The following is a 12,278-nucleotide window of genomic DNA, read 5'->3' on the forward strand; positions in this document are numbered from 1 at the left end:
ATGACTTGGCTACCAGTAAGCTGTGTCAAGTGTGAGTGCTTTGCGCTTGGTTAGCCGTCAGAATCAAGTAACCAATTGAGGTCGCCTGGAGTTTTAACCCAAGAGAAACCAATTTGCTTGGCAGATCTGACAATATTATCAACATACATTGATAACGGATGCCGTTGACTCAGCCAAAGGTAAATACCCAGCGCCGTCGTGACATCTCCTTCGCGGAAAAGGCGGTTGGCAGTGCACAGATTCAAGTGGCTGGAGTCGAGCCGCTCCTGAATGCTTGCCAGCGTTTCGCTAAGTCCCAACTTATCAACGGTCAGCTCTGCTGAGTCTCCATTTGTTAACTCAACCACCTCCACCTGGAGCTTGAGTGCCTCATGGTCGCCTTTGAACTGCTTATTAAGCTGAACTGTCTGAGGGGCACCAGGTGCAAGAACCACCCTCTTTGTCGCGCCTTCGTACACTGTCTTGCCATGGCGCCCGATACTTACATTAATCGTCATTGCCCTATCCGCAATCACCCGTAAGGTACCGCCAAAGGTGCGCCCTGCTGTAGAACTCGGTGAGACCATAGCGGCTATCCAGAGCTTCTGTTTGGCTGCATCATCGGTAAAGCGCCACTGGTTTGGGGCAATTGAGGTGAAGTGGCTCCCCGGCTCAAAGTGGAAGCCAGTGTTTGCGGCTGATACTGGGATAGCCACTGCAGGCTTTGCAGGAGCGGGAGGCTTGGACTGAAGCACAGGCTTCTGCGCAGACTCGGCACCGCCGACTTTCAGCACCTTTTTCACCGCTTCAATCAACGCCTGCTGATCGATAGGATCCCGGAAGGCCAACAGATTCCCCCAGCCCTGCGGATCGGCTAGATCGCAGGGGTAGCGCATCAACTGCCGCCAATCGTGCCGGATGCCATAGCGAATGATCGGATGCCACTCGCTCACAAAGACGGTGTAACCTTTGTCGGCCAAAAAGCGCGCCAGATCGTGAAAGGTGTAGCCAAGGGGCACTGTCTTGGTATCTTCAAACTCGCACTCGATCACCGCCGGCGTGCCGCGTTCCCACGGAAAACCCTGCAACACAAAGAGATCGTACCCCTCGGTATCGATCTTGAGGAAATCGACTTCCGGTAATGGCTTTTCCTGGAAGAACTCTGTCAAAGTCGTGATATCGACCTTTTGCGCTTCAACGTGCGTTTCATGAAAGGCGGACAAGCCGCTGATGCCGGTGCTTTGATCTGAGTTAAAAAAAGTAACGCCCTTTTGCGACTTGTTGCTGACACAGCGAGTATCAAGCGTAACCCGAGTCTTGTTTATGTGATTGGCAAGACGGTGGAGCAGTTTTGTACGATTTTTGTGGTCAGGTTCAAAAGCAAAAATGCGCCATCCACGATCAAGGAACGGTGCTAGTGCCGTTCCTTGATGGGCGCCAACGTCTATCATTGTTGAGCCGCTAAGGGCGTGCTGGAACAGGTTGGCCACACCATCCGTTTCATCCCAGTGAGCATGCCGCTCCCGCGCAAATGGACCAAGTACAGAAGTAGGAGCATCCCATCTACAATCAGTAGCAAGCGCTTGTTCCAATGGCAATCTGGGGAACAGCTCAAGTTTGCCACCGACAGTGGAGTTAAAAATCGACCGTCCGTCTTCTTCGAATGCCTCCTTGGCAAGCCGATACATTTCTTCCATCATATCGACGTCAGCCGCCTGCCACTTCTTGCCGCGGAAATATCCGGGATGGAAGTGATTTTCATCCTCTTCAAAGCTTTGGATCACCTCCTGCTCTACAATTCCCTCTGGCTGCTTATAGTTATGATCAAAGCCAATCATGATCACCTTGCGGTAGCCAAGGCCATAGGCAAGATGCAAATTGAAGAATGTCACGGTATGTCGCCATGACATGTTCTTGAAGATGTCCTTGCTGAACTCAGGGCGGCCCACCGCATCTACGAAATAAGTATTTGGTCCAGGATTCAAACAATACGCCATCCAATACGGCAGCACTTTTACCGCACCATCCAGGCGATTGATATGCGGGCTGCTCTGCTCCGCCACCAGATAGTTAACCACGGTGAAATAGGTTGCATATTTCAGGAGCTCGCTGCTCAGAAATACATTGTTGGAAACAATGACATCCTGACCCTGCAGAAGCGACAAGTCTGTTTTATTCAAACTCGGGCCATTACCCACGATCACACAAGTTTCGCTACGCCTGTTGGCAATACGCTCACGAAAAAACTCATGGGTCTTAGCAATCTGTGCTGCCTTCCATTTCGCATCGAAAGCCCAACGTCGAGGGCCTACGGTATATGCAACGCAACCTGGATCCAGAGCCTGATCCAAAGGAATTTGCTTGCAAGGCACGATGGGTGCGATGCCAAGCGTTTTCATCTCTCGCAGAGTGTCGCCCGTCCCTTTCTGCGCGGCCCCATTTGCCAGCAGCTGATACGTGTCATGCGATCCGTTATAGGCAAGCAAGAGACTGCGGTAGATATTGGACAAATTGGACTCATCCTTGACGCCGGAATTTCCTGCATGCGCCAGCACGCCATCATGGCCTTCGGCAAGAAACTCCGCATAACGCTTAATCCAGATATGATTTACGTAGCCAAAATGCTCTTGCATCATGTCGCAGACTTCTGAGTAGCTTTTCCCGCGCATCCCGTAGGTCTTGTTATTGCTGTGATAGCGGGCAATTGCAAGATCCTCGTCGAGGTACACAATTTTCATCCCCGCCTTTACGCAACGGATCCAATACTCATAATCCATGCAGTAATGGAGATCGCTGCGCAAGAGGCCGACGCGCTCAATCACGCTCCGCTTCATGAAAAGCGCTGGCTGCAGAATCCCATCTTCTTGCTGGAATCTCCAGATCAAGGATGATGGATCCTTGTTGATATACACATCCCGAAGTTTTGCTCCAGCTTCATTGGTATAGATGCCTCGACCGTATACAATGTCGGGGGAATCAGCGGCATGGAACCTCTGAATAACACTTTCGAAAACACTCGAATGTGCAAAGCAATCATCTGAATTCAGCCAGGCAATGACGTCGCCGCTAGCCCTAGTAAATCCCTTGTTCAAAGCATCTGACTGACCGGCGTCTGATTCTGCGAACAGGGTTACATGTGGAAATCCAGCCGCAATCTCCCTGCTGCCATCGGTCGAGCCCGGGTCAAATACCAGGTGTTCGATTGGTGCATAGGTCTGTTGCTGAACCGATGACAAACATTCGGCAAGGAACTCGGCTTGATTAAAGCTGGGTGAGACAACCGAAATAGTCAGTTTCTTTTTGCCATTCTCTTTAGCGCTTACTTTAGAACCGGCCATTAATGCAAAATCCTCGTTGGGGTAGGCGGATGCAACATTTTTGCGCCTGCTCGTATCTAGTGGCAAATCATCGAAAAACTCACGAGTAGCGACCCAGTCGCTCTGCTCAACTTTGATATCAAGTTCTCGACTTAATTTAACCGTCTGAATCAGGAAGTCGATGAGTAAGCCATTGATAACCGTATTCTCAGGGATTTTAACAATATCAGCCACCTGGAATGCCCCGAGTCGAATGAGTTCCGCCAGCATGCGAATGTAGGGGTGACTGAAATAGATCGCATTCCGTCGCTTGATGTCGGCCATGAAATCGGCTTCACCAGCCTTGCTGCCTAATGCTGCACGCTTTTCCTCTGCCGTTTGTGTGCGGTGACAGACGAGTGGCCGACCGATAAGCAGGGTCTTGCGATTATGAAATGCTTCGACCATAGCTCCCAATTGTGGGTACATGGTACCCATGTACTTAGACGCATCAACAGCCATAAACGGTTTGCGTCTGAATATATTTACGGATATAAATCCAATAATGCTTATGAAACCATGGGACAGACAAAATTCTCGCAACCCAGAAAAAGCGTAAGTCTTACTGGGATCCAGTTTCATCCAGTTATCCGAAATAATCTTTGATAGATCAAAGCTTCTTCTTGTTCGGTTTAAAATAATAAAGTCAGATAGAGAAGCCCGTAGTATTGGCATAAGAGTATCGAAACACTCTTGTTCGGGAAAGTCATCATCTCCGAATATCCAAAGAAATTCCCCGGAACAAGATTGAGCGCAGGCAATGAGGTTGGCTTCAAGTCCAATATTCTTAGAATAACGCACATAGTTAATAAATTCAAACTTCTCGGCATACTTACTTCGGACAACTGAAAGTTCATCGTCTGGCGAATGATCGTCTGATATTAATATCTCAATTTCATTATCGTACTTTCCTGATATTTGGCTTATAAAGTGTTCAATTGCGTGAATAAGCTCGTTTTTACGGGCATATGCTGGAATGGCAATGCTTAGAAGCGGCGTAAATTTCATGGCCAAAGAATTGTCAAGAAATGGTGTTATGTCCCACAAAGAGCTTGCTCTACCGAAGTAAAGGCTTGACTCTCAGATACAAAATTCATAATGTCTTTATTTCTGTGCAAGTCTACATAGCCTAATCTCTCAATTATCTCAGTATTATTAAATCGTGGAGTAAAACTATTCCTGGGTGAATGCCAAAGCAATGTCTGAGGATTGCCACCATTTTCAATGGTGCAATAATTAAGCCAGGGAATAAAATCGTGTACGAAGAAAACTGCTTTATAAACATCCCCATGCCAAGCAAGGCTATTTCCACCAGACATCCGTCTAAATTCATGTGCATCAAGTGATTGAGGCAATGATGAAAATATATCAACAGGCCAAACATCATCTATTATTATTACTGACTTGTCATGGCAATGGGCAATGGTATTGAGCAAGTCTCTTAGCGTCTGCTGATAAGTATGCAACCCATCAAGGAAGACAATATCAAATTTCAAAGAAGATGCCAAATCAAGAAAATACTGATCAGAAGGTTTCTGTACAAATTCCACCTGATCTACAATACTATGCATAGAAGTATCAAATCTAAACAAGGGATCGACTGCGACTTTTTTCTCGATGCGAATATCATTGAATGTAATCCCTTCAAAAACTCCAACTTCTAAATATGTCCGAGCGGACAAGATGTCGACAAGCTTGGTAACTCTTCGAGAGGTATGCGTCTTAAAAGAAGAACTACTATTCGCATGAGATACTTTCTCCTGTTGATTATCAAACATGATGCAAGTCCTCTCTTGTGTTTAATAGGTTTTCAATACATAGTCTTAATTTAGTGAAATGAGGCTTAGATGAAATTTTAAGCGCAGCATTGATTGCCAAAAGTGCCAGTTCGAGATTTCCCATTCTGTGGTATGTCATAGATAATAGAAATAGAGTATCAGGTCTTGATGAGTCAATTGAAAGAGCCATCATCGCACTTTTTTTAGCACCCTCCAGATCATTCATGGATAATAAAATGTGAGCTTGAAGTTCCCATAGCCAGAATTGGTTGATGGAACCAGCCAGTGCCTTTACAACAGACTTATGGGCAATCTCATGCTCTGATAGTCTATATGCGGCTTGCGCTACCTGTCCGTAATCAATCCAAGTGTTGTTTTTTACTTCTAACGTATCTTTTAATATATTTAGACCAATTTTGTCTCCAGACAATCCTAAGATAACGGCAGCTCTAAGCTGATATGTAGCCAAATTAGTACTTGGATCCCGTTCTACTACAACCTTCTTTAAAGAATCTGAGAGAGTACCTGAATACTTTGTCCTGGCCACATCTATTACCTCAGATTTAATGAGGATATTTGCTTTTCTTGCCTCAGAAATGATAATATCCAAGGAGCTTGCATCAAAAGTTTTAGAATTATACCAATAATTCATAAGCCAACAGTACAAAGACTCTTTTTCAGCTTGTTCAAAACGGGTTTTATTCATGGGTTCATTCACGGGAAGTATATCACCCAACTGTTTACACAAACTATCTGGATCCAACAAAGCTAATCCCTCTTCACGATACCTACCATCTTCACGCCCAGATATGCCACCAATCACGGCGTCTATATATTGTAGATTCTTGCATCTGCAACGAATAAAATCATGACCCCAAAAATTGCTGTCAGCTGACCTTCTAATTATGACAACATTTTTTACTTGACTTCCTAAAAACTGTAATAAATGAAAAGCAGAGCCCTCGCCACCGAATATATATTCAGCATCATTATATATTTTAAGTAACTTCGAAATATCCTCTAGCTCTGGAAATATAATACGAGCTCCAATGCTTTTCATATAGGCCTCAAGTGCCGCCTCGCCTGCAAATACTCCGCGTCCAATTCGGGTCCTTGAGATATAAACTATCTCGCTCTTTTCTTCAAAGTCTTTTAAAGGATAAGTTTTTTTTGAATAGTGCTCAGTCAGTGTCTCTAAATGTTCCGTTGATGGCACGGGTCCAAAAATTGTTTCAGCTTGAGGTGCGATGTAAACTTTTTCGAATATTGAATCAGCTTTTGGCAATAGAATGCGTTCAGAAGTAATATCAAACCAGGAAATTATTTGTCGAAAGAATGTTGGGGTTTCATGAAATTCGGATGGACCAGATTGCTTCGTGCCGACTATTAGCTTCCCTTCAAATCCAGTGGCGAGTGTTGGTAGTATTCTCATTGAGAAGTCAGCAACCTGATGTCCAAAGTGTAGACAACATGGTCCAATATACCCAAACTCCCCCTTTACATATTCAGGATCTTTAATAGGAGGCTTCGGTTTAGTGTCGATTGGCGAACGCCCATACCTGCAATGTCTTGTCTCTATCTCATAATCCCAATTATCAAAATCGGGGCCACCTTGATGGTCAGGCAAACCAATTTGTGAATCAAGTAAAGCGCTGAATGGCGCGATCCTTAAATCATTGAAACTTCTTATTGACATCAGAGCTTCATCCCTGCAACAATTAGAGATACACTTTGGCTGGCTTCTCTTACCCGAACCAAGCTTGGTACTAACGTATTCCATCCATATAAAATGTTGTCAGGGTTCGATATCATATCTGTAGTGAACTTAACTTCACTGGTTAATACATTGCCAACCGGCATAGCATACTCATTATCTAGAACCCAGCTTTGATATATCTTTACCCGTTCAAGAGTGCTGCTTGTGGGGAAATCTTGCAGGTATACATCAATGGCATGAAAAAATTTACCGCCTGGTCTTAACATGCGCAGTAAATCAATGAAGAACAAATTTAACCGCTCTGTCTCGACGTGCTCAACAACCGAGATGGAGAAAATTACATCAAACTGACTATCTGAGATCGCAGCATCGAAATCACCAACATAAGAATTTATGTTACGCACATTAGCAAGTTTTATTTCTTCAGCTGGGCCCAAATGTTTCCCTTCGAATTTCTCAATATTTGCACATCGATTATTTATCGCTAAGCGCTCCAAAATTCTAGAGTTACCACCGCCAATTTCAGCAATATCAAGATCATGTAAATTCCTGATAAGTCGATAAATCGACAAGTCTTGAGCGGTTTTTAATTGGTAAGAGATATTTTTAGACTTTATCTCGTCTAAGTAACCCTTGGAACAAGCGTCCCAAATATCCTTCTTTTTTAGGAAATCAAACATAGTGCTTTTCCTGAGCTTGGGGAGAGTGATGCAATCGCTTCAATCGTAGGCAACGCTAACCAGCGACATTTAAATCATATGTATAATACAGCATGGGAGGGGTAGGCGACAAAGATTTTCATTGGGCTGCCTTCTGTTGTTGTTGCATGAAGCGCTCAGCAACCACGGCGAAGTCCCAGTCGGCAGGGGTATCGATATCAATGGACTCGAAGTACGGACTTTCGTACATCATGGGCTGCTTGCCGATGCGGGCCTTGGTCTTCGCGAAGCTCTCGGCAGTGAACAGATATAGATTCGAGTTCTCTTCAAACCAGGGCTCCAGCTCCTGGGTAGGGATGAGATTATCTGGGTCGTGATTCACCGGACTACAGTCAGAGCGGTAGAAGCGAGTCTGCACCTTATCGACAGTAAAGAGCGAGTCTGCAGAGTTGGCAGCTTTGGCATCCATAAACGCACCGATGGCCTTACGAATGGTGACGGCACTCATCAGCGGGTTGGTGGTGTGCGTCATCAGGTAGAGGTCCGCGGGCACGTTGGCGACGTCATCGGCCAGCACTAGGTTCATGGATACATGGTCGCCGCAAATTTCGGGCTTGCGGTCGCGGATGGTGATGCGGTCGGTATCGATCAGGCCGTTTTCGGCAAGGATGTGGCGAGCGTCCGTATTGATGATGATCTGGTCGATCTCTTTGACTTGAAGCAGGGTGTCGAGGATCCAGCGGAACAAGGGCTTACCACAGAAATCTCTGAAGTTTTTGCCTTTAACCCTCACGCTGTTGGCCTTCATGGGCAACAAAGCTATAATTCGCTCTGATTGAGGCTTCATAGTTTTGAGTAAGACTTGTTTGTCAAAGGCTGTCCTTTAGAAGGAGTAGGATAAAAATAAGTCTCTCGGAGCTCGCTGCTCATTTTTTTGTGAAGGTGATTGCCGCGATAGCTGCCAATGTATTGATGATAGCGATAGCAAATAATCTGCTGAAAGGTTTTTGAGGTCAATGTTGTCGGCAAGCCCGCCGCTAGGTCGCGGATCACGCCTCGACTGAAATAGCGCAATAAGTCGCGACGCCTCAGGATCACTTCAGGGCAAATCTGCTGCAGCGCTAAGGCTTCCCTCTCAAAGCGCCGCTGAACTTGTTGCCAATTTTCATGATGGATGTGGTGAACACTAGCGTCTGCGTTGTAGCCAACTGCCCCTTTGTCTGCCGCCAAGCGTTTGGCAAGATGCATGTCTTCCAACCCTGTCAGTTCTTCGTCGAAGCGATAGCGAGCCCATGTCTCTGACAGAATGGAACTATTTGCGTTATTACAATAAAAGCCTTGCTGCGGCAGAGAGCTTTCTTCTGGAAAGTATTTGGCGAAGATCTGGCATTCACTCCAATAGGTCTGCGGACCCCCTATCTGACGACCATAGCAGTACTGAACAATGCCCTGCGCCAGTGGCTGAACAAGATTCTGCAGCCAATGATGATCACACGGAATGCAGTGACCACTGATAAAGGTCAAATAGATGCCTTGGGCTGCTTCGCAGGCACGGTTCAGGCTGCGGCCAAATGAAAACTCTTCGCGGCTGATGTGCAGAATCCGGCAATTGTAGTTTTCGGCAACTGTGAGGGTATTATCCGTTGAGCCTGAATCGATCAGTATGACCTCAAACGAGAAGGCTGACTTTTGGCTGGCAATGCTGCTGAGCAGCTCAGGCAAATAGCGCTCCTCGTTCAAGGTGCGAATAATGATCGAAACATCTGGTTTGGTCATAGATGGATCATCGAGCCATCAATCAGCTCAAACGGCCACGACATGCTCTCGTAAACCGCCTCGATTTCCTTTGGGCTCGTGCTATTGACAGCAAACATGTCCCAGTGAACGGGCACCACCTGTTCAATTCCCACTTCGGCTGCCAAGCCGAATGCTTCTCGGATGCTCATGTTGCCCACAATGCCCATGCGTCGCCGAAAGAAATTATCCTCATTCACGGGCAACAAAGCTGTATCGATTGGTGCAGCGAGTTTCAATGCCGCGAGCAGCTCATCGCATACGGCCGTATCCCCAGCCAAGTAGAGATTCTGATCTTGGCGACGAAAAAGATAGCCCACGGCCAGGAGCTGGCCGTTTTGATCGAGTCGGATCTTGGGGTGGGCTGCTGGCATGGCTTGCACCGTGAGCTCCTCACCCAGATCCAGCTCATCTGCTGGCGTAGGAAGGATCCGCTCTTGAGCAATTCCCCACTGCTCGAGCTGCCGGCGAACGGCAAGCGGACCTACAAAGCGAGCCTTCGGGCTGGCTTGTGCCAAGGCCGGCAGCGTGTGGGGATCACAGTGATCCATATGGTCATGGGTGATCAACACCCAATCCACAGACGTAAGCTCCTCGGGTTGGTATGGGATTGGCACCTGGCGCACCAGATCAGGAGCCTCCAACTCCTGCACCGAATTGCTCAGGTAAGGATCCACCAACACCGTGAGATCGCCGATGTCGATCCTCAGGCCCGTCTGGCCCAAGTGCTCGATACGGGCCTTGTTGAGTGTGCTCATGCTGTTGTCTCCTTAAGAAATTCCGCCAAAAGCTGAATCGCCCTGTGGCTGGTGCGCTCCACACCATCCACCGTATTGGACGCATTGTGCGAGCCAAAAATGCAGGCCGAATGGCTGCGCAGCGGCGAATCCAATGGCAGCGGCTCCTGCTCAAACACGTCCAGCGCCGCCGAGTGCACCTGACCATTGGCGAGCGCCGCAATCAGCGCCTGCTCATCAATCACCGGCCCCCGGCCCACATTCACCACCCGCACACCAGGCTTCATGGCGGCAAAGGCATCGCCATTCAGCATGTGGTGGCTCGACGCGGTGAGCGCGCAATTCACCACCACAAAATCCGCCTCTCCCAGCCGCTCGGGCCAGGGCGCCAGGCTGACGCCAGCTTCCAGGCTGCTGGCCTCCACAAACGGGTCGTAGGCGATCACCGCCATGTCGGCCGCCAGTAGCCGCCGTGCCGTGTTGCGACCGATATCGCCGTAGCCCACCACGGCCGCCGTGCGGCCTGCCAGCGAGAGCCCCCGTGGCTTGGGCCAGCTGCCCGCGCGCACGCCCCGATCAATCTCCACGGTGTGGCGGGCCAGGGCAATCACATAGCCCACCGCCACATCGGCCACCTCGCCGCCAAACATGCCCGGCGTGTTGATGATCGGGATGCCCAGGGCCTCGCAGGCCTTGAAATCCACGTTGTCGACGCCAATGCCCCACTTCACCGCCGCTTTCAGGGATCCACGTTGGCCCGCCTCAAACACCTGGTGCGTGGCCGGGTCATCGCCGATGATCCAGCCATCAAATTGTGGCAAGAGCTCGATCAGCTCAGCTTCGCTGAGGGTCTGGGTGACCTCGGCGGGTACCAGCTCCAGGCCAAGCTCCCGTGCCGGAGCCACAAAGGGCTCCAGCATGCCAAGCATCGGCGGACAGGTGACGAGGACGCGATGGGCTGCCATGGGGTTCAAGCGGGATCGTGCAGGCGGCTGTGGATCCCGCCTCCCAGCGGCAGCACGCAGCCATTGAGGAAGCTGTTGGCTGGATCGAGGAGAAACAGCACGGCGCGGGCCACATCCGCGGGGCAGCCAATGGCGCCCGTGGGATGGAAGGCCTCCAGCTGGGCCTTCAGATCAGGGGCGCCGGCGAAGCCGGCCTCGAGCATGGGCGTGGCGATCGCCGCCGGCTCAATTGCGTTCACGCGCACCGATCCCCCCAGCTCCACCGCCATGGCCCGCGTGAGCCCAGCCAGTGCTGCCTTGCTGGTGGCATAGGCCGTGAAGCCAGGCTTGGTGAGCTGGCTGTGGATGCTGCCGATGTGCACGATCGAACCGTGTTGGCGCTTGAGCTCGGGAAGCAGGGCTCTGCTGATCGCCACAGGTGCCAGGAGGTTGACTGCCATTGTTTCATGCCAGTCGCTTGCGGAGAGCTGTTCAAAGCTGGCCAGGCGTTGCAGGGCTGCGTTATGCACAATCGACATAACATCTGCACCTTCTGTAGCGGAGAGCACAGCAGCCTTGAAGGCTTCTAGTTGATTTGGCTCCTGGCTAAGGGACGCCAGGTCGGCGGGGATCCAGCCTCGGAAGTGCTGGCGGATATCGGCTTCCGGGGGTGTGGCTGGGTGGTCGGATCCGAGCACGTCCCAGCCATCCTCAGCGAGAGCCTCCACCAGGCCAGCACCGATGGCTCCGGCAGCACCAGTCACCAACACTGTTTTCGTCATCGGGTTCTTACCTGTTCGTGTGCAACGGTGCAAAAGGCGCTAGTTGTCTTGCACTGCCAGGCCCAGTTCAGAATGTGTCTTGGCAAGCATAATCCCTCGGGCCTGTCGTGAATAGTTCAGCGCACGCTCTCTGATCAACCAGGCCTGCATCATCCTAGATCGCAGTGAAAACAGTGGTTCTGGCCGGGTTCATGGATCATGGTCATGCCCAAATCATTCAGACGCTGGAAACCCGAGTAGAAGCTGCAGTCGCCATCTTTATCAGAAAAAGGGATACTGTAGAAGACCTATTTCGAATCCCGGTGACTTTAGCATGACTTGTACCTTTGCGCTGCGCTCATTAATTGCCCTAAGGCATATTGTCGAGAACTGGGTCGGCTACCGTCCGTCGATGCTCGCCTAGCGGTGCTTTCCCACCAGGTTGTTCATGCCTGCAGCTGAGCGAGCCGCTGTTGGGGGGTGAGGCCACCCAGGGCCATGTGGCACCTGCGGCCGTTATAGATCCGCAGGTAGGCAGGCAACAGCTCGTTCC

Annotated in this window: 9 protein-coding genes; all 9 read right to left on the reverse strand. The window is 49.6% G+C overall.

Going from position 1 to position 12,278, the window contains the following annotated elements:
• Positions 1-50: 50 nt before the first annotated feature.
• Complete coding sequence (locus VB737_RS08365; RefSeq protein ID WP_500312406.1) at positions 51-4,343, reverse strand: FkbM family methyltransferase; 4,293 nt, start codon at positions 4,341-4,343, stop codon at positions 51-53.
• A 26-nt stretch (positions 4,344-4,369) separates the two neighbouring features.
• Complete coding sequence (locus VB737_RS08370) at positions 4,370-5,113, reverse strand: class I SAM-dependent methyltransferase (protein ID WP_500312407.1); 744 nt, start codon at positions 5,111-5,113, stop codon at positions 4,370-4,372.
• On the reverse strand, positions 5,106-6,809 hold the full coding sequence (locus tag VB737_RS08375) for a glycosyltransferase 61 family protein (protein ID WP_500312408.1): 1,704 nt from the start codon (positions 6,807-6,809) through the stop codon (positions 5,106-5,108). Before VB737_RS08375 ends, VB737_RS08370 begins: the two co-directional genes overlap by 8 nt.
• Positions 6,809-7,510, reverse strand: a complete 702-nt coding sequence (locus VB737_RS08380) for a class I SAM-dependent methyltransferase (RefSeq protein WP_500312409.1) — start codon at positions 7,508-7,510, stop codon at positions 6,809-6,811. Before VB737_RS08380 ends, VB737_RS08375 begins: the two co-directional genes overlap by 1 nt.
• Before the next feature lie 118 nt (positions 7,511-7,628).
• A complete protein-coding gene (locus VB737_RS08385; RefSeq protein ID WP_500312410.1) occupies positions 7,629-8,336 on the reverse strand; it encodes an acylneuraminate cytidylyltransferase family protein in 708 nt (235 codons plus the stop codon).
• Entirely contained in the window at positions 8,333-9,265 is a 933-nt protein-coding gene (locus VB737_RS08390; protein ID WP_500312411.1) for a glycosyltransferase, read from the reverse strand. The genes VB737_RS08385 and VB737_RS08390 overlap by 4 nt, the downstream gene beginning before the upstream one ends.
• Positions 9,262-10,041 carry an MBL fold metallo-hydrolase gene (locus VB737_RS08395; protein WP_500312412.1) on the reverse strand — a complete coding sequence of 260 codons (780 nt, stop codon included), beginning with the start codon at positions 10,039-10,041 and terminating at the stop codon, positions 9,262-9,264. The genes VB737_RS08390 and VB737_RS08395 overlap by 4 nt, the downstream gene beginning before the upstream one ends.
• Positions 10,038-10,985: a phosphoglycerate dehydrogenase gene (locus tag VB737_RS08400; protein ID WP_500312413.1), complete on the reverse strand. Its 948-nt coding sequence runs from the start codon at positions 10,983-10,985 to the stop codon at positions 10,038-10,040. Before VB737_RS08400 ends, VB737_RS08395 begins: the two co-directional genes overlap by 4 nt.
• Positions 10,986-10,990: 5 nt before the next feature.
• The gene (locus VB737_RS08405) at positions 10,991-11,746 is read right to left on the reverse strand and encodes an SDR family NAD(P)-dependent oxidoreductase (protein WP_500312414.1); all 756 of its coding nucleotides are present in this window, start codon (positions 11,744-11,746) and stop codon (positions 10,991-10,993) included.
• Positions 11,747-12,278 lie beyond the last annotated feature (532 nt).

The organism is Synechococcus sp. BA-120 BA3 (genome assembly GCF_034931285.1).
Lineage (GTDB): Bacteria > Cyanobacteriota > Cyanobacteriia > PCC-6307 > Cyanobiaceae > Cyanobium.

What these genes read in the sequence shown, in the direction of transcription:
- VB737_RS08365 (WP_500312406.1), bottom strand. Translation starts at nt 4,343, where the DNA reads ATGAAATTTACGCCGCTTCTAAGCATTGCCATTCCAGCATATGCCCGT.
- VB737_RS08370 (WP_500312407.1), bottom strand. Translation starts at nt 5,113, where the DNA reads ATGTTTGATAATCAACAGGAGAAAGTATCTCATGCGAATAGTAGTTCT.
- VB737_RS08375 (WP_500312408.1), bottom strand. Translation starts at nt 6,809, where the DNA reads ATGTCAATAAGAAGTTTCAATGATTTAAGGATCGCGCCATTCAGCGCT.
- VB737_RS08380 (WP_500312409.1), bottom strand. Translation starts at nt 7,510, where the DNA reads ATGTTTGATTTCCTAAAAAAGAAGGATATTTGGGACGCTTGTTCCAAG.
- VB737_RS08385 (WP_500312410.1), bottom strand. Translation starts at nt 8,336, where the DNA reads ATGAAGCCTCAATCAGAGCGAATTATAGCTTTGTTGCCCATGAAGGCC.
- VB737_RS08390 (WP_500312411.1), bottom strand. Translation starts at nt 9,265, where the DNA reads ATGACCAAACCAGATGTTTCGATCATTATTCGCACCTTGAACGAGGAG.
- VB737_RS08395 (WP_500312412.1), bottom strand. Translation starts at nt 10,041, where the DNA reads ATGAGCACACTCAACAAGGCCCGTATCGAGCACTTGGGCCAGACGGGC.
- VB737_RS08400 (WP_500312413.1), bottom strand. Translation starts at nt 10,985, where the DNA reads ATGGCAGCCCATCGCGTCCTCGTCACCTGTCCGCCGATGCTTGGCATG.
- VB737_RS08405 (WP_500312414.1), bottom strand. Translation starts at nt 11,746, where the DNA reads ATGACGAAAACAGTGTTGGTGACTGGTGCTGCCGGAGCCATCGGTGCT.